General features: G+C 41.6%; 19 protein-coding genes. 9 read left to right on the forward strand and 10 right to left on the reverse strand.

The annotated features are described in order from the left end of the window. The first annotated feature begins 1 nt into the window (after nt 1). The 6 genes from NL647_RS14800 (at nt 2) to NL647_RS14825 (ending at nt 5,853) form a co-directional block, all read left to right on the forward strand. Nucleotides 2–721 (forward strand): acylneuraminate cytidylyltransferase family protein, encoded by a 720-nt coding sequence (locus NL647_RS14800; RefSeq protein ID WP_005449332.1) that lies wholly within the window; start codon nt 2–4, stop codon nt 719–721. Further along, nucleotides 718–1,737 carry a Gfo/Idh/MocA family protein gene (locus NL647_RS14805; RefSeq protein ID WP_005449330.1) on the forward strand — a complete coding sequence of 340 codons (1,020 nt, stop codon included), beginning with the start codon at nt 718–720 and terminating at the stop codon, nt 1,735–1,737. Before NL647_RS14800 ends, NL647_RS14805 begins: the two co-directional genes overlap by 4 nt. Further along, entirely contained in the window at nt 1,734–3,053 is a 1,320-nt protein-coding gene (locus tag NL647_RS14810) for a glutamate-1-semialdehyde 2,1-aminomutase (protein WP_253650349.1), read from the forward strand. Before NL647_RS14805 ends, NL647_RS14810 begins: the two co-directional genes overlap by 4 nt. Next, nucleotides 3,053–3,868 carry a carbon-nitrogen family hydrolase gene (locus tag NL647_RS14815; protein ID WP_005449326.1) on the forward strand — a complete coding sequence of 272 codons (816 nt, stop codon included), beginning with the start codon at nt 3,053–3,055 and terminating at the stop codon, nt 3,866–3,868. Before NL647_RS14810 ends, NL647_RS14815 begins: the two co-directional genes overlap by 1 nt. Nucleotides 3,869–3,887: 19 nt before the next feature. Further along, on the forward strand, nt 3,888–4,658 hold the full coding sequence (locus tag NL647_RS14820; RefSeq protein ID WP_005449324.1) for an oxidoreductase: 771 nt from the start codon (nt 3,888–3,890) through the stop codon (nt 4,656–4,658). An 88-nt stretch (nt 4,659–4,746) separates the two neighbouring features. Beyond that, nucleotides 4,747–5,853, forward strand: a complete 1,107-nt coding sequence (locus NL647_RS14825; RefSeq protein ID WP_253650350.1) for a hypothetical protein — start codon at nt 4,747–4,749, stop codon at nt 5,851–5,853. A gap of 32 nt (nt 5,854–5,885) precedes the next feature. On the opposite strand, the gene NL647_RS14830 is transcribed toward NL647_RS14825, so the two are convergent. The 10 genes from NL647_RS14830 to NL647_RS14875 form a co-directional block, all read right to left on the reverse strand. After that, nucleotides 5,886–6,914, reverse strand: coding sequence for an alpha-2,8-polysialyltransferase family protein (locus tag NL647_RS14830; protein WP_239924064.1), 1,029 nt, complete (start codon nt 6,912–6,914; stop codon nt 5,886–5,888). Beyond that, the gene (locus NL647_RS14835; RefSeq protein WP_228176025.1) at nt 6,914–7,633 is read right to left on the reverse strand and encodes a glycosyltransferase family 25 protein; all 720 of its coding nucleotides are present in this window, start codon (nt 7,631–7,633) and stop codon (nt 6,914–6,916) included. The genes NL647_RS14830 and NL647_RS14835 overlap by 1 nt, the downstream gene beginning before the upstream one ends. Next, nucleotides 7,630–8,901: a lipid IV(A) 3-deoxy-D-manno-octulosonic acid transferase gene (gene waaA / locus NL647_RS14840; RefSeq protein WP_253650351.1), complete on the reverse strand. Its 1,272-nt coding sequence runs from the start codon at nt 8,899–8,901 to the stop codon at nt 7,630–7,632. The genes NL647_RS14835 and waaA overlap by 4 nt, the downstream gene beginning before the upstream one ends. Next, entirely contained in the window at nt 8,895–9,953 is a 1,059-nt protein-coding gene (waaF, locus tag NL647_RS14845; RefSeq protein WP_050908811.1) for a lipopolysaccharide heptosyltransferase II, read from the reverse strand. Before waaF ends, waaA begins: the two co-directional genes overlap by 7 nt. Beyond that, a complete protein-coding gene (gene lpxM / locus NL647_RS14850; RefSeq protein ID WP_253650352.1) occupies nt 9,950–10,939 on the reverse strand; it encodes a lauroyl-Kdo(2)-lipid IV(A) myristoyltransferase in 990 nt (329 codons plus the stop codon). The genes waaF and lpxM overlap by 4 nt, the downstream gene beginning before the upstream one ends. A gap of 115 nt (nt 10,940–11,054) precedes the next feature. Then, a complete protein-coding gene (gene rfaD, locus NL647_RS14855) occupies nt 11,055–11,996 on the reverse strand; it encodes an ADP-glyceromanno-heptose 6-epimerase (protein ID WP_038897723.1) in 942 nt (313 codons plus the stop codon). A 136-nt stretch (nt 11,997–12,132) separates the two neighbouring features. Then, nucleotides 12,133–14,331 (reverse strand): YjbH domain-containing protein, encoded by a 2,199-nt coding sequence (locus tag NL647_RS14860; protein WP_253650353.1) that lies wholly within the window; start codon nt 14,329–14,331, stop codon nt 12,133–12,135. Nucleotides 14,332–14,333: 2 nt separating this feature from the next. Beyond that, nucleotides 14,334–15,095: a capsule biosynthesis GfcC family protein gene (locus tag NL647_RS14865; RefSeq protein ID WP_050908809.1), complete on the reverse strand. Its 762-nt coding sequence runs from the start codon at nt 15,093–15,095 to the stop codon at nt 14,334–14,336. Further along, complete coding sequence (locus NL647_RS14870; protein ID WP_053301961.1) at nt 15,092–15,766, reverse strand: YjbF family lipoprotein; 675 nt, start codon at nt 15,764–15,766, stop codon at nt 15,092–15,094. Before NL647_RS14870 ends, NL647_RS14865 begins: the two co-directional genes overlap by 4 nt. 69 nt (nt 15,767–15,835) lie before the next feature. Continuing rightward, nucleotides 15,836–16,060 (reverse strand): hypothetical protein, encoded by a 225-nt coding sequence (locus NL647_RS14875; protein ID WP_050936820.1) that lies wholly within the window; start codon nt 16,058–16,060, stop codon nt 15,836–15,838. Nucleotides 16,061–16,668: 608 nt separating this feature from the next. Between NL647_RS14875 and NL647_RS14880 the strand changes: the two genes are divergently transcribed. The 3 genes from NL647_RS14880 to NL647_RS14890 all read left to right on the forward strand — a co-directional run bounded on the left by NL647_RS14880 (nt 16,669) and on the right by NL647_RS14890 (nt 21,197). Beyond that, a complete protein-coding gene (locus NL647_RS14880; RefSeq protein WP_053301960.1) occupies nt 16,669–17,184 on the forward strand; it encodes a porin family protein in 516 nt (171 codons plus the stop codon). Nucleotides 17,185–17,250: 66 nt separating this feature from the next. Further along, nucleotides 17,251–19,923, forward strand: a complete 2,673-nt coding sequence (locus NL647_RS14885; RefSeq protein ID WP_053301959.1) for an SLBB domain-containing protein — start codon at nt 17,251–17,253, stop codon at nt 19,921–19,923. A gap of 305 nt (nt 19,924–20,228) precedes the next feature. Continuing rightward, on the forward strand, nt 20,229–21,197 hold the full coding sequence (locus NL647_RS14890) for a Wzz/FepE/Etk N-terminal domain-containing protein (RefSeq protein ID WP_053301958.1): 969 nt from the start codon (nt 20,229–20,231) through the stop codon (nt 21,195–21,197). Nucleotides 21,198–21,200 lie beyond the last annotated feature (3 nt).

The raw sequence follows: 21,200 nt of genomic DNA on the forward strand, positions 1-21,200 counted from the left end.
AATGATTAATCAGAAGTCTGTGCTGGCTATTATTCCGGCGAGAGGTGGCAGTAAAGGGCTACCTAAAAAAAACATCAAGCTTATGAATGGTAAACCACTGATACAGTGGACCATTGAAACTGCTTTACAAACAACTGAAATCGATTCTGTCTTAGTGACGACAGATTGTCCTGAAATACAGTCTGTTGCTCTGGCTGTTGGTGCCGAATGCCCATTTTTACGTCCAGATGCGCTTGCCAGTGATACGGCAACCAGTTTTGATGCCGTCAAACATAGTCTTGACTATTATGCTCAGGAGTTGGGGCGAGAATTTGACATCATCGTTTTATTAGAGCCGACCTCGCCACTGCGCGAAAATACAGACATATCCAATATGCTGAGTAAGTTAGAGCAACATTATCAGACCCATGATGGCATTGTGAGCCTTGGGGAAGTGTCTGAACATCCGTCTATTGTCAAAGTTATTGATCATGATGGAAGCGTTGTTCCTCTCGATGAACAGGCTGACTCTGCCATTAGACGACAAGACTGCGCAAAAGTATATTTTCCTTTTGGCGTCGCTTATGTTGTCAAAAGAGATGTATTACTAAAAGAGAAGAGCTTCTACCCGCAAAGAACTCTTCCTTATGAGATAAAACGCTACCAATGTTATGAAATCGACGATATTTATGACTTTTTAGCTATCGAAAATATTATGAAATTTGAGTGGAACTTAAAATGAAAACGAGAGCACTTGTAATTGGTTTAGGCTCAATGGGTAAGCGTCGAGTAAGAAACTTATTGGCGTTGGGAAACATTGATGTTTTTGGTTTTGATGTGCGAGCGGATCGTAATGAGGAAGCGAGCTCGAAGTATCAAATCACGACATTTGATGACGTACAGAAAGCATTTGAAGATGTGAAGCCAGAAGTTGTCGTTATTTCAACACCACCGCAATTGCACATGACATATGCAAACATGTGTTTCGACGCACGAGTTCCATGTTTTATCGAAGCTTCAGTAACCGATACTGAAGAAATTCGTGAACTTGGTAAGAAGGCTCTAGAAGCTTCACTCGTTATTGCTCCATCTTGCACTATGCGTTACTTCCCTGGTCCTAAAAAGGTTAAGGAGTTGCTTGAACAAAACGTTATTGGCTTGCCACTGTCAGTGAATTACCAAACAGGTCAGTATTTGCCGGATTGGCACCCTTGGGAAGATATTCAAGACTTCTACGTGTCAAAACGTGAAAGCGGTGGGGCTCGTGAAATTGTTCCATTTGAGCTGACTTGGTTGAATGATTTATTTAGTCATGATGTAAAAGCCTTAGCGAGTGCTGTCGCTAAGCAAACTGATATGAATGCGGACATTGATGATATATACCATTGCCTGCTTCAATATGATTCAGGTGTATTGTTAAACTTAACGGTAGAGGTTATTTCTCGTCCACTAGCAACTCGTGAGATGCTGATTCTAGGTTCAAGAGGCAAGATTAAATTTAGTGCTGATAGTAATTCAGTCTCTTACTGCAACTTAGAAACAGACGGTTGGGTAGAAAGCACATGGGAAGAAGGCACTGTTGAGAGCCAATACATTAACCCAGAAGAACCATACATTAATGAGATGAAAGACTTTGTAACAGCAGCCTTGGCTGGTGACCAAAGTCTTTTCCCTAACAACCTTCAAGATGATGTGAAAGTGCTTGAGGTGCTTGAGGCACTAGAAGAGGTTGATCAATTGAAAGGTAACAAAGCATGAGTAATTACAAAGAGCGTTTACTAAAAGCTATTCCGGGTGGAGCGCATACTTATTCTCGTGGTTATGACCAATATCCAGAAAGTGCACCACAAATTTTGTCTCGTGGTAAAGGCGCTTATTGCTACGATGATAAAGGCACGGAATATCTAGATTATGGAATGTCTTTGCGCGCTGTGAACCTTGGTTATGCAAATGATGAAGTAGATATGGCTGCGTTTGAGCAAATGCGTAACGGTAACAACCTTACTCGTGCTTCTTTAATTGAATTACAAGCAGCTGAGCTTTTGATTGATCTTATCGACTCAGTCGATATGGTTAAATTTACCAAAAATGGTTCCACTGCAGTTTCTGCTGCAGTGAAGCTAGCACGTGCATACACTAACCGCAATTTGGTTGCGCGTTGTGCGGAACACCCGTTCTTCTCTTACGATGACTGGTTTATTGGCTCTACACCTATCACGAAAGGTATTCCAGAAGATACGATTAAACAAACAAAAATGTTTTCGTACAATGACATTAACTCCTTGAAAGCGCTTATTGAACAACACCCAGATCAATTTGCTTGTGTGGTTCTTGAGCCAAGTACGATGGACCATCCTGCGCCATCTGTTGAATTTGAGGGCGAAACCTATCTTCACGATGTTCAACGTTTGTGTAAAAAACACGGTATTGTTTTTATTCTGGATGAAATGATCACTGGCTTCCGTTGGCATATTAAAGGTGCTCAACACTATTACAATATTCAGCCAGATTTGTGTACGTTTGGTAAAGCGATGGCAAATGGTTTCTCTGTTGCTGCTGTTGCTGGTAAACGTGAAATTATGCAACTTGGCTCGATTGAGTTTGCTGGTTCTGAGCGTTTATTCCTACTATCGACAACACACGGTGCAGAAATGTGTGGGTTGGGAGCGTTTGTAAAAACGGTCGAGTACATTCAAAAGAACGATACCATTGAACATCTTTGGGATTATGGTCAAAAGTTAATTGACCTTATGAACCGCAAAGCAAAAGAAGCAGGTGTTGAATCACATTTCCAAGCCGGCGGTGTTCCTTGTTCTCCTTGGTATATGACTTACGGTCCTGATGGTCAGGCGGACTTAGCCTTCCGAACTCTATTCTCGCAAGAAATGCTAAAAAATGGCGTTTTAATTCCATGGATTGCACTAAGCCATAGCCATGGTGAAAAAGAGTTAGAAATGACAGAGAAAGCGTTAGAAGCTGCATTGAGCGTATACAAGAAAGCTATTGATGCTGGTAGTACTGAAGGTTACCTAAAAGGTGATGTCATCAAGCCAGTATTTAGGAGCATTAACTAATGAAAGTGGCATTGGTTTCGCTTGATCAAGTGTGGCGAGATAAGCTTGCAAATCAAATACAGTGTCGAAGCGTGGTTGAAGAAATCAAAGCCGCAAGCTCTGATATCGACCTTATTGTTTTCCCAGAACTTACATTGACAGGTTTTTGTGTAGATGATTCAGCGCTAGCCGAAGGTGATGGTGAACAGTCAGATACTGTACGTTTCTTTTCGGAGCTAAGTCAGCATTACCAATGCCACATTATGTTTGGTCAGCTTGCTCGCTTGTCATCAGGACAAGTGGTAAATCGCCAGAACATAACAAACCAAAGTGGTCGACTTATTTCAACTTATGACAAAGTTCATACGTTTTCTTATGCGGGAGAAACTAATTATATTGCACAAGGTGAACAACCTTGTGTAAGTATGATTGATGGTATCCCTGTTGGTGGTTCTATTTGTTATGACCTTCGTTTTGCTGAGCTTTTTCATCATTATCGGGAAAGGGCAGCCATGGTCATCAATACGGCGAATTGGCCGTCGACAAGAACTGCCCAATGGCTATGTTTATTGCAAGCTAGAGCAATTGAGAATCAGTATTTTGTTGTTGGTGTGAACCGAGTTGGGACAGATGGAAAGGGATTAGATTACGATAGATCTAGTGTAATTTTTAATCCGCTTGGTGAAAGACTAGACCCACTGCAACAAGGGGTATTTTGGGATTTATATAGCATCAATTTGGAAGATGTTATGGCAATTCGAACGCAGTTCCCCTTTGTCAAAGATCGTCGTAACTCGCTTTATGCGCAGTGGTCGAAACACAAAAATTCGCAGTAATAGTTAGTAGATTAAAACTATGAATCAAATGCTTAAAGATAAAAAAATCGTTATTGCTGGTGCGGGTGGACTACTAGGTGCCAGTGTCGTTAAATCCATTTTAGAGGCAGGTGGGAGTGTCGTCGCAACAGATGTCTCACTTGAGCATCTAAAAGCTCGTTTATCTTCTGTTGGTGTAAATCTTGCCGATACTCACTTAACTATGCATGAGTTAGATATTACCCACAGCGACGATCTTACGCGATTTTGGCAAGAAGTGGACGGAGTCACTGGCGCGGTGAACTGTACTTACCCAAGAACTAAGAGTTATGGTGCTAAGTTTTTTGATGTAACCCTAGATAGCTTTAACGAAAACGTGAGTATTCATTTGGGTAGTGCATTCTTGTTTGCTCAGCAATGTGCTGCATACTTTGTTAATAAAGAACAGCCTTTTTCACTAGTAAATATTTCCTCTATCTATGGTGTTATTGCTCCTAAGTTTTCAGTATACGACAACACGCCGATGACAATGCCCGTCGAATATGCTGCGATTAAATCGGCTATTGTCCACTTAAACAAATATGTGGTGAGTTATATTAACGACAGCCGCTTTAGAGTGAATAGCGTGAGTCCTGGTGGCATATTAGATGGTCAGCCTGAAGCTTTCCTCGATGCGTATCGTAAAAATACGCACGGAGCAGGTATGCTTAACGTTGAAGAGATGACAGGTAGTATCGTTTACCTGTTATCTGATCAGTCTAGATATGTGACAGGTCAAAACATTGTTGTGGATGATGGTTTTAGTTTGTAATTTTATCTATCGATATTGTTGATATTATCGATACTATAGATATTATAGGTGGTACTTTCAAAGTTAACGAGTTGTATTGGTGTGATTTATGCTGAATAAAAACATAATAATAGGTCATCTAGACCATATTTTTCTTAATTTATACATTGATACTCTTGTTAACTATTGTAAATGTAAGGAAACAGATTTATGTATAGTGTCGCTTGACGAAGATAACCATAATAAAAGTTTGCATTTAGGTGTTGCTGTTGTTCATTACAAATCCTTCGATGCATCAGAATTGAAAGTTAGCAAATCAATTACTGCGATATCTTTAAATAAAAATAATGCGTTTTATTTAGAAGAGGTTCTTAGAAAGACGGATTCTAAAAGTAAGCTTTTTATCCATCTTACAGATGATGAAGTAGATCGTTGGGTTAAAACCAAAAATATGTTTGGAAAACTTAAACCGACAAAAGATAATCACGTAGATAAGCATGTGTTATATGTAATTAATCATGTTGAAAATGTGATAGCCCCAGAACACTATTTTAAAGATAAGTTAGAATATCTATTTAAAGATCAGAAATTTAAATTTATAGATGGTCGAGATGCTTTTAAGTCACTACCATCAACATTGTGGGAAGAATTTTCTATTTTATATGATGGGAATTCTTCACATACAAAACCAGAAAATAGAGTTCTTCTAGGAGGTAAAAAAGAAGTTCTCCCTTTTTTTGATGTTATTTCAATAATTAATAATCTGATTTTTAAAAGTAAAATTGATAATTTAAAATTAATGGTCTTTACCGATAGTCGGCGAAAACGTTATCGATTATGGTTAGACTTTTACTTGAGCTGCTTAAGAAGAGTAAAACGCTGTAAAGTAGACATTTCTTACCCAACACCGACGAATTCGATTACTTATAATGCAATGATTTTATCTTGCTCTCATTTTGTTTTGCAGAATAGAGGAAGTCTTTCTACCGCTAGAAGTTATATTAGTATGGGGCGCGGGGTTGTTTATGTAATGAAAGACTCTCCAAATGATATAGAACTAACTATGGCCGAAGGTGTCGATGTAGGAAGGTATACCGACTACAAGGAACTAGCAACTAAAATAGTTGATAATGATATTGATATTAAAAAAAATAAAGAGATTATAAACTCAAGATTTAATTTGAAGTATAAAAAACTATCATTGATATATAATTAATTATTTGGTTTGTCTCATACAAATACCGGAGCCTATTGCTCCGGTAAACCATTTAGCCACGGCTTAATATTTTCACCTTCTAAGTAAGTTTCAACGAGATCCATGAGTTTATAGATTAAGTTTTTATCAATTATCTCGTGATCTGCTAATCGGCGTGTATAAATTAATAGGTGCGGATAAATTCGGCTCAATGTAAACAATGCGGTAGAGTAATAACCATAAATTGCAGATATATTCTCGTACTTACATATCTCAAGTTCTATAGGTCCTTTGGTTTCTTCCGCATAACGTAAATTAGGAACTTCTTGCAACAAGTCTCTTACACTTGGTTTTTCATTCCTGTGTGGAAAGTAGATAACTTCATCAAACTGTTTGCATAAGCATTGCAGGCTTTTCTTATATTCATTTAAATCAATCCCACCATCAGTTGCTCCATCCCCAATAAATACAGCTCTTGAAGAGTTAGCTTTAAAGATGGTTGGTTGCTTAGATATCTGTCGTCGTAAGCGTGGAAATGTATTAGCCACAATATGAAAATGTTTAGCTTTTAGGTCGAATAATGTAAAAAGCTCGAACTTTTCACTAATGTAAAAATCTCTCGGTTTTTTATAGCCAAAAAGGTTAAGAGTAAGATTTCTTTTTAACTGAGAATAGCTGACACGAATATTATCGCGAAGTTGTTCTTCATATGCTTTTAGTGTCCACGTGCCGTCATCGTACATAACTTCTTTGCTTTTAATAGTAATGTTACCAAGTATAGTAGCTACGCGTCGGCTTGGGTATTCTGTATAAAATACATAATTGAACGCCATGCTTGGATTGAGCTTTCTGACTTTTTTTAGCACCAAAACTAATCTTGGATAAAGCGAACGGGTAGGGTTACGCTCTAAACGTATAATACCAAACCAATTATGCTGTGCTAACAACTCCTCCATTTGTCGCTCTGCATTTTCATTTTCTTGCTCTCTAACGATGATTATGTTGTTATTACACTGGTAGTGTTCAATCGCTTCTAAAGCATTAATAAGTTGAAATGGAGTTGACGCTAAGAATAGGTTCATTATTTCTTGCTCTTATTATAAGTTGCTTGATTCCATTGCTTTAACAGTCTGTAAAGCTCAATGTTTATTTTATTTAGCAAGCCATTATTGGATTTAACTTTCCGTTGCCCAATAGTGGAAGTGGTATTACTACGAGAAATTAATTGAGGTTTGTAGCTATAGATAGACTGTTTAGTGCGCCATTCGTTATCCATAAAGTCATCTACAGGTTCGAAGAAACCATGGATTTGCGAAAGGTAGGTCGCAGCAACCTTAGGCGTTATAGCATAAGCGGAAGTACCACAAGCACCTTTTAAATTAGAAACAAGTCGATAATTATCGTCTATTTTGATAATGTCTACATGTTTGCGTTCAAAAATATTCCCAAGTTTCACTAATCCGTATTGGGTAGTTAGTCTATCGATATTTTCTAGTTGTTCTTTAAGATTGCCTAATAATTCAATGTTGTCTTCTAAGATAAGGAAGTTTGTATTATCTGAAACGCATTTTCGCCAAAGGGAAATATGGCTAGCCCAGCATCCTAGTTCAGGTGTTGTTAGTGTGTAACCTTTATATCTTTGCGTTTTGCTCTGATCATAAAGTGCATAAATAAAATGGTCAGGGTCTTGCTTTACATTTTCCGCATCGAAAAAATCAAAATTTATACAATCTAATACTTTACTGACTTGTTCGCGACGCTCTACTGATTCTTTTAAGTTAATTACGTATATTTTCATCATGAATCCTCTTTGGCAATCCTGATCGTCTTCTTCAAAGCCCCGGTATTCTTTGACATAAACTCAATCACATTTTTACGAAAACAATTATGTTGATGGACATCTTGCAGTAACACTGTAATAGAGGACGCCAGACTTTGTGCGCTGTCAACTAACAAAATGCAATCTTCTCTCAACATGGTTTCGACGATCTCTTTGAAATTAAAGAAGCTTGGACCACTGATAATAGGGACGCCTAAAGCTGCTGGCTCTAATACATTATGTCCACCAACCTTATCTCCAACTAAGCTGCCACCCATAAAGCAGATATCTGCAGCACCTAACAATAGAAGCATTTCTCCCATTGTATCGCCGAGATAAACTTGAGTTGAATTAGCCACGTTCTCTTGTGTGGTTCTACGCACGGTTTCAAAGCCTTGCTGTTGGCAGAGGTCGTACATATCATCAAAACGTTCTGGGTGACGAGGTACAAGGATCAAAAGTGCATCTGGGTGTGACTCTAACACTCTTTTATGTGCTGCCAAGACTTGCTCGTCTTCGCCCTTATGAGTACTTGCTGCAATCCAAACAGGGCGATTTTGACCTAGTTCTTGCCTTAGTCTTTTGCTCTTTTCTTTCACATCATCCGAGATTTGAATATCAAACTTAATAGAGCCAGTGACTTTCAGTTTGTCTTTATCAACTCCCAGTCGTTCAAAACGGTTTGCGTCTGACTCTGTTTGACAAAGAACCTGAGTTAGGCATGGCAACATCAGGTTAAACAAAGGCTGAACTTTGGCGTAGTTGCTATATGATTTTTCCGATAAGCGGGCATTGACCACGCTGATAGGAATACCGGATTTATGGACCTCGTTTAACGTATTTGGCCACAGCTCCGTCTCGATGATCAGCATTTGCTTCGGTTGTGTTGTCTTCAGGAAGCGTTTTACCGAAAAGGCAAAGTCAATCGGCATATAGCGGTGCTCAACTAAATCACCCAGCTTAGCAATCTGTTCCGCTCCGGTACTCGTCGTGGTCGTAACCAGAATAGGCTGCTCAGGGTTTTGCTCTTTAAGCGCCTTAATAAAAGGCGTAGCAGCAATGCTTTCGCCGACAGAGACCGCATGTATCCAAATCGGCTTTTCGTCGCTTGTTAATTTCGGAGTAATACCAAAGTGCTCTTTCCAACGTTGACCAAATTTGGGTTTGTTTGGCTTACTTTTGTATAAGCCAAACAATAGGAAAGGCGATGCGATTGTGAGCAAGAGAGTATAAAGAATACGAATTAACATGAGCCAACAGCGATCGCTTCTAGTTTTTGAATACTATCCAAAACTTGCTTTGGCGATAACTCAGTTAAGCACTTCAAATGCTTAAACTGACACTCGCGCTTAAAGCATGGACGGCAGTCAATGTCCGTATGAACAATCTCTACCTTCTCTGCAAGTGGTGGCGTGTATTTCGGTGAGGTGGAGCCATAGACCGCCACGACATTACAGCCAACGGCCGCTGCCACGTGCATCAGACCTGAGTCGTTCGCAACAACGGTCTGGCAAGCCGCCAGAAGATCAACCGCTTCAATCAGGCTTGTTTGCCCTGCTAGAACGTGAATCTGATGCTGATGTTCTTGAGGTACTAATTGCTTGATGTTGTTGCAGGTTTCGAGATCTTTCTGAGAGCCAAACAACCATACCTGATGCCCTGATTTCGCCATTTGAATTGCCACTTCTGCATAGTGCGCTTCGGGCCATTTTTTCGCGGGACCGAATTCCGCTCCTGGGCATAGACCAACAACAGGAGATTCTTGGTTGAGATTAAACTTAGAAATCGTAGCGCTTTGTTCTTGTTTATCAATAAACAGGCTAGGGCGAGGCAATGTTTCTAAGCCGCCCAGAGAAGAGGAGTCGATCATCTCCGCTTGTGAATAGGCTAATGCAACATAGCGCTCAACCATGAACTGGAAAGATTTCATATTTGGGCGCAAGTCATTGAGTAGACCGTAGCGCATTTCACCTTTCCAACCAGTGCGGAGTGGGATATTAGCAAACCAAGGAATCAGTGCTGACTTTGCAGACTTCGGCAGGATGTAGGCGTGGTCGTACTGTTTTTCTCGTAGTGATTTACCAATCTCTCGACGACCCAATAAGTTGAACTCACCATGACCAATAGGCATTTCAATGGCTTGGTGGATCTCTGGCATGCGCTCAAGAATTGGTTTACACCAACCTGGTGCAATTACATCAATTTGGCTTTCTGGATGAAGTTGCTTTAAAACGATGTACAGTGACTGTGACATCACCATATCACCAACCCAAGATGGTCCAATTATTAAAATCTTTTTCATTTTTTTAGCTGCCAGTCAGAGTTATATCTTGGTTTAAACAAGTTGTAATAGTTATTGCCATCTTCTTGAGAGTGTAAAAGCTGCAACACCCACATGTATTGTTCTGGCTTATTTGCTACAAAGTACTCAATAGCTTGGTTACAAGTGCGAGCATCTTGTTCTTCGCCCTTGTCTAATTCAAACGCCGGTAAGATTTCGATATCAAACGTACCATCTTCTGTATTCATAGAAGCAAACATAGGTAACACTTTAGCGCGTGACAGTTTGGCAATTTTACCTAAGCCTGGAAGCGTTGCTTTTCTGGTCGCAAAGAAATCGACAAAAACGCTGTGTTCAGGACCATGATCCTGATCGGGTAAGTAATAGCCAATGTAACCGTCACGAACTGATTTCAAAAACGGCTTAACACCACCAGAGCGTTCATAAACGCGACCGCCATATTGCACGCGTTGTTCGTGCATTAGCCAATCTGCCACTTCATTTTTCTGCTTTTTTGCCATCGCAGAGACGGGCATTCCCATCGAAGCAAGTAATACCGCGGGAATATCAATTGCCCATGAGTGTGGAACCATCAAAATGACTTTCTCATCATTGTCGATGTGTTTTTGAAGGATGTCTAAACCTCGGATCTGGCAACGTTGCTGTAACCATTTAGATGAACGTAAGCTAAGTAAGCTGAAACGGAAAAAGAACAATGCTGCGGTATAAAGTGTTTTTTCAATCAGTACTTCGCGCTCTTCAAATGATTTCTCTGGGAAGCACAGCTCAAAGTTGACTCGAGCTCGGTGAGCCGGACCTTTGTGCGATTTAGCCAGTTTCTTCGCGATAGTTTTTGCTAGCCATTTCTGAATCCCTAAAGGTAATAAAGCAAGCGGCAAAGAAAGGACAATGCCTATCCACGTACCCCAATACTTCGGCGCTAAAAAGTGGCGCTCAAATTCAGGGTTATAAGCTTTAGGATCGAAATCATCACGTTGATTAGTCATGAATTTTTAAGTACCTATATTTTTGAAGAAAGGCGATTGGGGGTCTGTAGAAATGATACTAGTAATCGTATCAGAGTAAAGGTGGTAGAGAGTTAACTACCACCTTTGAAGGGAATTAACGGTTTTGAATCGCTAGGTATTCAGCAACACCTTCAGCTACCGTTTTGAATTCTACATCACAACCAGCTGCACGAAGCTTAGTTAGGTCCGCTTGAGTGAATTCTTGGTAAGCGCCTTTTAGGTGATCAGGGAACGGAATGGTTTGGATTTCACCTTTGTTGTGGTGTTTGACCACTGCTTTTGCCACTTCTTCAAAAGATTCTGCACGACCAGTACCGCAGTTGAAGATGCCAGAAACACCATTTTCTAGGAACCAAAGGTTTACTTTGCACACATCACCAACATAAACGAAGTCGCGTTTGAATGATTCGCTACCAGCAAATAGTTTAGGGTTTTCACCTGCATTGATTTGGTTATTTAGGTGGAAGGCTACCGATGCCATGCTACCTTTGTGATCTTCACGTGGACCGTACACATTGAAGTAGCGGAAACCAGTGATTTGAGAAAGCTGCTCACCATGCTCTTGGGCATCTTGCCATAAGCGACGCACATAGTTATCAAATTGCTGTTTTGAGTAACCGTATACATTAAGTGCGCCTTCGTATTCACGTTCTTCAACAAACGTATCTGTCTCACCGTATGTTGCTGCTGATGACGCGTACAGGAATGGAATCTCACGATCTAGACAGTAATGAAGCAACTCTTTTGAGTACTCATAGTTGTTTAGCATCATGTATTTGCCGTCCCACTCGGTTGTCGCGGAACAAGCACCCTCATGGAAGATAGCTTCGATAGGGCCGAAGTCGTCACCTGCCATAATTTGAGTAAGGAAGTCATCACGATCCATGTAATCTGTGATATCAAGATCAACTAAGTTTTTAAACTTCTTGCCATTTTTTAGGTTGTCGACAACCAGAATATCGTTAATACCTGCTTCGTTCAGTGCTTTAACAATGTTGCTGCCGATCATGCCAGCACCACCAGTTACGATGATCATAAGACTTCCACCATAGATTAAAATTTTCTCAGGAATTCTAGCAAGAAACAGAAATTAGCGCTATTGGAAGGAAAAGAAAGGTATAGAGCGCTTGGGTATAAACAAAAGGGAGCCGAAGCTCCCTTAAATAGTGTTGTTATTCAGCGTTTGATGCGTTTGGTCTCTGGTACCAAGGGTTACGTTCATCAGTAAGTTCAATCAAGCTGTACTTACGACCTAGCTTCTGACCGCCATCGCGAGTCAGTGGTTGCCAGCTAAAGAACGCGCGGTTGTTGCTTGGTTTCACTGTCATGATGTCGAATGGAATTGAAATGTAGAAGCCTTTAGTAAAGCTACCTTCACCGAATTCGTCAGCCGACAAATCACTGATTGATGCGAATGCACCGGCAATGACACCGCTCTTGAACTGTTTAGACACGTTCACTTGTGTGCCAATGTCTCCACCTAAGAACTGACCAACATCAACTTGAATCATCAAATCTTGTAGGAAGTCCCATTGAGGGTAGTAATAACCCGACATAAAACCAGTAAAGCCTTTATCTACAACTTGAAACGGACGTCCATATTCTGGAACGTATTGCCATTTCTCATCGTATACACCGAAGTAGCTTTGTGGGTCACGTTGAGAGATCAAGTTTACATCTGCACCGATCGCCCAGTTTGCGCCTTTCGGTCGGTACAGGAATTCGGTACCCACACCCGCAAACATACTTTCTAGATAACCAGCGTAGAACTGCTGGTCCATGGTATCTGAGTACTCTTGGAACCAAGTTAACTGTAGGTTGGACATGGTTACCGCGTGTTCATTTTGATAGGCACGGAACATGGTACGTACACGAGGAATCGAAGTGCCGTCTGGTGGGGTGACGTAGTTAAACTTGTCGTAGTTGTTGTACCAATCCCAATATAGCGAGCCTCCAATTTCTAGGTTATCTGTCAGCCAGTAAGAAGCGCTGCCACTTAAACCAACACTGAACAGGTAGAACTCTTCAGGGTTGCCTAGGGTTTGAGCCAGTTTTGGTGAGAAGCCCCAATCAAAGCGTTCAAAACCGTCGTAAGCAGGCTCACCTTGCGGTTTATCGCTTGAGGCTGATGTTGCATCTTCGATATTTGGATTGATGTAGTTAACTTCTGCAAAGTCACGGTATTTCTCTTTTGAGATAACCGTTTGATCGCCGATCAGACCACGACTGCGTTCATTGATCGTAAAGGTATCAATGTTGTCTGGCATTTCGTTGTAAAGGACTGCCGCTGCTTTTTCATGAGCTTCATTACGATCACGATACTTTTTCTGCTCGCCGACAACCGAAACGGTATTGTCTTCAACATAGAGTTGGGTATTTTGGTAGCCAGCAATTTTATCCAGCTCCTCGGTAACACGTTCCCAATCTACATCAGACAGTTGCTCTGGTTGCTTGTCTTCAACTTCTGGTGTTGGTGTATCACGCCAGAAAGATGGCATATCATTGAAGTTTGTGTAAAGGCTTACGCCTGCAACTAACGTATCACCGCGCTCGTAGCTCAAGCGCAAATCTGCCATATGTCCTAAACGATACAAAACACCAAAGTTCCAAGGCGTATGGGGTGTCATATCTACGCCACCACGTACTACAGGATAGTCTTCACTGTAGTCGTTGCTGTCGTATTCAAGCTTAAAGCGTAGCGGGGCATATAAAGTTTGATACTCGATGCCGCCAAAGAGTGCTGCAGGACCTTTAAACCAACGTTCAAAATCCACACTACCACCGTTATTTTTGAAGTCCGAAGGTCGCTCACAGAATTTATCGGATAACTTACAAGCTGGGTTACTGATACTGTCGCGAGTGCCTAAGTAGCCCCAGCCCATACCCAACGTAAAATCAAAGGTACCGAGGTTTGGGTTAGAGTAACGTTTTGTCGCGGCAACGAATTCACCATCAAAAAGACCAGTACCAGCAAAGTCGCGAATACCAACAGAAAGCTCTGGTAAGTACTCTGACTCTTGCAAAAGTCGAACTTTAAAGTCGATGCCTTTGTCGGTGTATTTGGTATCACCCGAGAAGCTTGGATCATCACTATAAAAAAGATCATTCACCATGGTGTAGCGAATGGTCGTTTCTAACCATGGCATGACTTGCAGTGTGACATTGTAAAAAAGGTACTCATCGCTGCCAGTAACAGCAAAGTTAAACTCGCCTTCAGGCGCCATACGACCGGTTGGCATCTGCATTAAGCCGACACCACCAAAGTCCATTTGTGATGGTTGCAATGGTGGTGCTTCGAAAGGCATGTCTTGAGCCCACACCAACGCTGGACCCATTAAAGAAAGGGATAAACTGGTTCTGATCAGGTTCATGTTTAGTTCTTCGATGAGGTTGGTTTACGTTGTGCAAGCAGAGCGACAATATCTTTATCCATTTGTGACGTTTCGAATTCATCAAATGGGATGTACACCATGGTAAGTGGTGGTAAGTAATATTGAGTGGTTAACCAACTGCCATGGTGAGGATGAACGACCTTGCCATCCGGGTAAATTAGGATTGGCGGATAGGCGAGCTCACCAATATCACTTGAACCTAGATTCTTGACCTGTTCATGCAGAGCGATACCCGCTTGGTTTTCTACTGCGTAGACTTTTTCCAAGTTACCCACATACAATACTTTTTCTTCACGTTTTGGAGCACTTAACGTAAGTTGACCTTGTAAAAGAGGGTTATCAAATTTATCTAGACGAATGCGATCAACATCAATGTCTGACAGCACGCGAGGTGCAAACTGGCTTTGTTGGATAAACTTGTAAAATGGGTGCGCAACTAAATTGTGTTGAATCATTTGGTTCAGCACCGAATTCTTTAAGGCAGTACTTTCTTGCACTGCAGTTTCGGAATTATCAAATAGAGTCACGGCTAAAGGATATTGTAGGGCGACTTGTTGTTCTTGTGCATGCTTAAGTACGCTCTCTAATCGTGCTGCTCGTTGGAACTGCAATGTTTTTCCTGTTCCGACAAGTTCTACATTGAGCGATGATGGGGTGAGATTTTGAGCTTGAACGATAGTAGGTGTCGCCAGAATCGTTGCCGTTAAACTTAGGCTTAATAAAGATAGCAGTCGCTTATTCATGATTTGCTGTACCCTTTCAGAATCGTCAATTCAACAGGCACCATGTTTGGACCTAAGTGTTGACGTGTTTTCACTACTTCTCCTTTACCGTTTACCCAGTATTGGTTCTCTACAGTTTTTTCTAAGCTGGTAAACGTTACCACTTCTGTATAAACATCAGTAGAGGTAGATGAAATAGGGGTTATGACGGTTTCTTTACCTTGACGAGAACGTTGGACTTTAGCCGGGAACCCATAACGGTATTTGTCAGCCCAATCGTAAGAAAGAGAATATTGCACAGAGGGCGCTGAGTAGGCAGGAACGTTGCCATAAATGCCTGCTAGATTGGTGGTTTGCAAACCAATGGTTTTAACGATATGACCATTCTCTGTTACCACCATTGCCTTGTCTGCACTTACCCACTTTAATTGGGTATTGCCAGTTAATGGGTTTTGTTCAGCAAAGGCCAACACTACGAAGACCTGTTTTTGATCACCAATTTTTAAGTAAGCACTGGCATAAGGGACAGCTTCAACTTCTTCTGGAGTTAGCTCGACATCGATGTAGTTGCCATAAGCTTCTTGGACTGTCGCGGATACGTCATTAAATTTTTGTGTACAGCCGAAGATTGAGCTCAGTAAAGGTAGAGCAATAAGTAAGCGCATCCATTTTAGCGATAGAAAGGTGTTCATCATTCCCTCATAACAAATAAAATCGCCCTGAGTATTCAGGGCGATGACTTTACTTAGAACTTAATTAGGCTATTGTGGATTAGTACCTGAACCTGAGCCTGAAGTAGAAGTAGAAGTAGAATCGCTGTCTGACGCTGCAACTGCTACTACAGTTACTGCTGCTGCTGCACCTACTGCTACTGCAGTTGTGCCAGTTGCAGATGCTGCTGCTGTACCGGTAGTACCAGCTTCAGTCGCTGCAAATGCAGTTGACGCGCTTAGAGCCATAAGAATAGCTAGAGCTGTGTTCTTCATTATTAATCCTTGTATTTCAGATTTTAAAACATCGATGTTTGGTCTGTTTATCACATACCATTTCTCATTTTAGTTAAAAAACAATCAGCATGTAAATAGTTTCCTATGCGAATTTACCTAACGCTAAAGAAAGATCGTGGAAGAATAGAGGGTTGCTTAGGTGTGATTATAGTATTTAATAAAAATACTTAAGTTGAAGTCACCTCAGCGTTCACGATTTTTATTCAACGCGACTCTTTGTATGTCTTGTTTTAAGTCGCTGACAGTCAATGAGTTTCTCATCTGTGAGAATTTGCAAACCATAAACAGAACTCTTCGAAGTCCCTCCCTCTTGCCGTTTTGCGCTAATCCATGCATAATTTGCCAGCTTTTGTGTAGCGTTTATCAAGACTGTTTTTTTGAACGGCTAGTCGCAAAAGTGAGGCTTAAAAAGAATAGTTATATCAATAAACCGAATGAATCGGGAATCAGCGAACAGTGGCTAACGCGTAATGCCGCCGGGCGGTAGCGTGGAAACGCACAAACGAAATTGACAAAAGTTAACCGACATTCACTGCGCGCGTCATTCATAATGTGCAGCGGTCAGTCGACACCCAAGGAACACTTACGTGATTAATAAACGACCATGGCTAGGGGCGTTGAGTGCAATCAGCTTAGGCTTGTGCTCATTTTCTGCCTCAGCAGATTTTTATGCTGGTGCGTTAGTCAGTTACTCTAACGCCGAATTTCATCATTCCTCTTCTTCGGTAACCGAGGGAACCCCTTTCCTTCTCCAAGCGCAAGCTGGTTACTTTTTCAATGATTACCTCGCTTTTGAAGCGCGTTACGGAACTTCTGTACAACGAGACAGCGGACTGGCAGTAGACAGCCTCACGAGTGGCTTTATTAAGTTGAACATGCCCGTCTCCGAACGTATCGCCCTTTACGGACTTGCCGGTTATTCGAGTGTTCAGATCAACCAACAAAATGTAGGCTCAAATAAAGATCAAGGTTTTAGCTTTGGTTTAGGGATGCATTACGCTTTAGACAAGCAGAATGCGGTTGTCTTTGAGTTTGTTGACAGTACATCTGAAGATCAGGTTCGTTTGAACGCACTTACTCTTGGCTTTCAACACCGATTTTAATTAAAGACCTAGCGCCTAGTTTTGTTGCTAGGATTTTTAACTCCTGACTTTAAATAGCGAATTATCATGCTCAAAGGATATTTCTCGATAGGTGCTTGCATTCTGGCAAGCCTATTTGCGCCGCTTACTAATGCGCAGACTCCAACCCCAGAACAAATTCAGATGTTTCAGAACTTACCTGCAGACCAGCAACAAGCACTGGCGAGTAAGTATGGTATCTCTATTCCATCCGGCGCTTCGTCTCAGCCAAGCAGTTACCAAAATCCTCAAGTGGTTGAACAACGTCCGGTTGCTAGCAGCGCGACTGAAGCAAAAGTAAACGACGCCGAAAAAGACCAACAAGGTCTAAAGCGTTTTGGTTTGGACTTATTTGCGGGTTCACCGACGACGTTTGCGCCAATCAGTGACGTGCCTGTTCCGGCTGACTACACGGTAGGAGCTGGTGATGAAATCGTTATCCAACTTTTTGGTAAAGAGAATACGACGCATCGTCTCCGTGTTAATCGCGCTGGTATCATTAATTTCCCTTCTCTTGGTCCTGTTCAAGTGGCCGGCATGACATTCTCTGATGTGCGTGATTCTTTAAACCAGCGTGTAAAAGAGCAAATGATCGGGGTTCGCAGTGATATTTCGTTAGGTGAAATGCGTACCATGCAAGTTTTTGTTATGGGTGATGCCTACAAGCCAGGTGCTTACACGGTGAGTGCTCTAACCACGATTTCTCAAGCGATTTATTATAGCGGTGGCTTTAGTGAGAGTGGTGCCCTTCGTAACGTGCAACTTAAGCGCAATGGTCAGGTAGTTCGTAAACTGGATATGTACGACCTGCTACTTAAAGGTGATGCGCGTAACGACATCCGCTTGTTACCAGGAGACGTGGTCTTCATCGGTGCATTGGGTAATACGATTTCAATCGATGGTGAAGTAAACCGTCCGGCAATCTATGAAATCAAACCAGGCGAAACCTATAAACAAGCCATTCAAATGGCGGGTGGCTTTACGGCTAGCGCATACAGCGATCAAATCGAAGTGAAGCGTTACGCCGCAAAAGGTGCTCGCGATGCCTTAACACTGAACTTTAGTCAGTCACATGATCAACAAACTAAAGTCAAAGATGGTGATGCGGTTAATGTGCTTAAGAAAAATGAAGAGCTGACACGTTACGTACAAATTGAAGGCGATGTACGCCATCCGGGCTTTATTGAGTGGAAGAGCGGTCTACGTATTGCAGATTTATTCCAATCCGTTGATACCTCATTTAACTCTACTGCAGATGTAAGCTACGCCATTGTTGTGCGTGAGATTAACCCTCAACGCGATATCGAGGTGTACCAAGTTAACCTTGCAAATGCGATTCTTTCTCCAACGAGTAAAGATAACTTGAAGCTCAACTCTCGCGATCGAGTCTTGGTATTTAACCGCTTCAATAACGAAGATTTGGATACATTAGCGGATCAAGAAACCGTTACCAAAGCGAAAACCTTAGAACAAGCTCAACTTCAAGCGCAACAAGAACAGTTGAAAGAGCAAGAAGTAATGAGCTCATCAGTGGCGGTGTCTTCTGCGACGCCACTAGAAAAAGATTCAAAGCAACCAAAGATCGTGTTCCGTGGTAAAGAAATCACTAAAGACGATTTTGAAGCATTAAAGCAAAACACACGAAGAACCTTGCTAGCACCTGTGTTGCTGCAACTTCAACAGCAATCGCGTTTGGGTTTGGCTCCTCAAATTGCAGAAGTCTTTGGTGAGGTAAAGCACCCTGGGCGTTACCCAATCACCCCACGTATGACGATTTCTACCTTAATTGAGGCTGCGGGTGGCTTAACTTATAACGCATTTACCATCAACGCCGAGTTAGCACGTACGGTAATTAACAGTAAAGATGAGCGCGCTTCTATTGATGTTGAGCGTATTGATTTGCGCCATGCCATTCAGGGTAGCACCGCTGACGATGCCATTATTGTTGGCAGAGACCGTTTGAATATTCTGGAGAAGCCAAACGTCAAACTACAAAGCACGGTAACATTGCAAGGTGAGGTTCGCTTCCCTGGTACTTATACCGTCCGCCAAGGTGAGACCTTAGGTGAGCTGTTAGAGCGTGCAGGTGGTTTAACCGAATTCGCACATCCGCAAGGGGCTATCTTTACTCGTGAAGCATTGCGCCTTCAAGAGCAAAAGCTATTAAACCAATATGCTGCAGATATGCGAGCAGAAACCGCTAAGAAAACCTTCCGCGCAGACAGCAATATGGGCTCGGTAATTTCAGACCCTGATAAAACACTGAAGTTTGTTGAAGAAGCAAGTCGCAGCAAAGCTCTTGGTCGTATGGTCGTACAGCTTAATCGTATCCTTAAAGACGAGCGTTCTGCGGACTTTATGTTAGAAGACGGTGACTTCCTATTTGTACCGACCTTCCGCAACACGGTTTCGATCATGGGTGAAGTTCAAGTTCCAATTACATATCTGCTGGATAACAAGCTAGATGTGGATGATTACTTGAACAAAGCCGGCGGTGCGAAAAAACAAGCGGATGAAGACCGTATCTTCGTTGTGCGCGCAGACGGCTCGGTTTACAAACCAACATCAGGCTACTGGTTTGGTAATAATCATGAAGAGCTAAAAGCTGGCGATACGATTGTTGTACCAATTGATACCGATTACCGTGATGCATTAAGTACTTGGACTGCGGCTACGCAAATCCTTTACCAAACAGGTGTAGCGATCAACGCGTTGAAATAAGGAACGACAAGATCACTCCAATCAGCTTAAAACAAGATTAGAAATGTAATAATAGTAAGAGCTTATGTAACGATTGAAGTTACATAAGCTCAGTTTTATGAACATTATTAATCAAAACGGCAAATACTACTCTGCACACCAATAGTGGCATTATTCAGCCGTAGCCCGTCATTCCAGCGAGCCGAAGCGAGACTAGGAATCTTGTCACAGCGCGGTTTTGTTTTGAAAGTCGGAGAACAATCTACCAAATTTCACCAATCTCTGAGTCCAATATAACGAACTTCAGAGCTTAGGATTAAAGACCCATGGAACCACAAAAAGAACCCCATCCAAATTATCTACCATACCCACCCCACCCCCAGTCCACAGACGATGAAATTGATCTACGTGAACTTTTCAAAGCGTTATGGAAAGGCAAATGGCTCATAATCGCAACCACATTTGTATTTGCTATAGGCTCCGTATTTTATGCATTGAACTTACCGGATATATACAAATCCGATGCATTACTAGCGCCAGCAGAGAGCTCAAATGGTGGTGGTCTCTCGAAAATGGCTGGTCAGTTAGGTGGTCTTGCGGCACTAGCAGGTGTTAACTTGGGTGCAGGGGAATCTTCTCAAACAGATTTAGCCGTTCAGGTTATGAAGTCTCGTCAGTTTATAGAAGCATTCATTAACAAACATGATTTACTTGTACCACTAATAGCTGCAAAAGGTTGGGATTTAGTTAATAACAAACTCATCTTAGATGAAGAGTTATATAACCCTAGTACAGGTGAGTGGCTGCGCGAACCAGATGGCTTGCGTGGTGCAACACCAACGGCACAAGAAGCGTTTGAAGTGTTCAGTAAAGAAGTATTGAGTATTAGCCAAGACAAAGAGAGTGGTTTATATACTGTGTCTGTTAAAAGTTACTCTCCTTATTTAGCACAACAATGGGTAAATTGGCTGATTGATGATATTAATAAAGTGATGCGTGAGCGCACAATTAAAGAAACATCCCAAAACTTGACTTACTTGAATACTCAGTTACAAAAAACTGCGGTTGCAGATATGCAAAGTACCTTCTATAAGCTTATTGAAGAGCAGACTAAAAGTCTTATGCTTGCTGAAGTGCAACAAGAGTTTGTGTTTAAGACAATAGACCCTGCTGTTGCCCCTGAAGTAAAATATGGACCTAAAAGAGCTTTGATTTGCTTCCTTTCAACTATTTTAGGATTTGTCTTCAGCCTTTCAGTTGTATTATTGGTATTTGTTTTTAGAAATAAAAATTAGTTA

The organism is Vibrio sp. Y29_XK_CS5 (assembly GCF_024181835.1).
Lineage (GTDB): Bacteria > Pseudomonadota > Gammaproteobacteria > Enterobacterales > Vibrionaceae > Vibrio > Vibrio harveyi.

Bases quoted from the DNA above. Each gene is read 5' to 3' on its own strand.
- waaA (WP_253650351.1), bottom strand. From the start codon at position 8,901: ATGTTAATTCGTATTCTTTATACTCTCTTGCTCACAATCGCATCGCCT.
- NL647_RS14890 (WP_053301958.1), top strand. From the start codon at position 20,229: ATGGAACCACAAAAAGAACCCCATCCAAATTATCTACCATACCCACCC.
- NL647_RS14875 (WP_050936820.1), bottom strand. From the start codon at position 16,060: ATGAAGAACACAGCTCTAGCTATTCTTATGGCTCTAAGCGCGTCAACT.
- NL647_RS14835 (WP_228176025.1), bottom strand. From the start codon at position 7,633: ATGATGAAAATATACGTAATTAACTTAAAAGAATCAGTAGAGCGTCGC.
- NL647_RS14860 (WP_253650353.1), bottom strand. From the start codon at position 14,331: ATGAACCTGATCAGAACCAGTTTATCCCTTTCTTTAATGGGTCCAGCG.
- NL647_RS14885 (WP_053301959.1), top strand. From the start codon at position 17,251: ATGCTCAAAGGATATTTCTCGATAGGTGCTTGCATTCTGGCAAGCCTA.
- lpxM (WP_253650352.1), bottom strand. From the start codon at position 10,939: ATGACTAATCAACGTGATGATTTCGATCCTAAAGCTTATAACCCTGAA.
- NL647_RS14820 (WP_005449324.1), top strand. From the start codon at position 3,888: ATGAATCAAATGCTTAAAGATAAAAAAATCGTTATTGCTGGTGCGGGT.
- NL647_RS14865 (WP_050908809.1), bottom strand. From the start codon at position 15,095: ATGAATAAGCGACTGCTATCTTTATTAAGCCTAAGTTTAACGGCAACG.
- NL647_RS14825 (WP_253650350.1), top strand. From the start codon at position 4,747: ATGCTGAATAAAAACATAATAATAGGTCATCTAGACCATATTTTTCTT.
- NL647_RS14815 (WP_005449326.1), top strand. From the start codon at position 3,053: ATGAAAGTGGCATTGGTTTCGCTTGATCAAGTGTGGCGAGATAAGCTT.
- NL647_RS14810 (WP_253650349.1), top strand. From the start codon at position 1,734: ATGAGTAATTACAAAGAGCGTTTACTAAAAGCTATTCCGGGTGGAGCG.
- rfaD (WP_038897723.1), bottom strand. From the start codon at position 11,996: ATGATCATCGTAACTGGTGGTGCTGGCATGATCGGCAGCAACATTGTT.
- waaF (WP_050908811.1), bottom strand. From the start codon at position 9,953: ATGAAAAAGATTTTAATAATTGGACCATCTTGGGTTGGTGATATGGTG.
- NL647_RS14805 (WP_005449330.1), top strand. From the start codon at position 718: ATGAAAACGAGAGCACTTGTAATTGGTTTAGGCTCAATGGGTAAGCGT.
- NL647_RS14830 (WP_239924064.1), bottom strand. From the start codon at position 6,914: ATGAACCTATTCTTAGCGTCAACTCCATTTCAACTTATTAATGCTTTA.
- NL647_RS14800 (WP_005449332.1), top strand. From the start codon at position 2: ATGATTAATCAGAAGTCTGTGCTGGCTATTATTCCGGCGAGAGGTGGC.
- NL647_RS14870 (WP_053301961.1), bottom strand. From the start codon at position 15,766: ATGAACACCTTTCTATCGCTAAAATGGATGCGCTTACTTATTGCTCTA.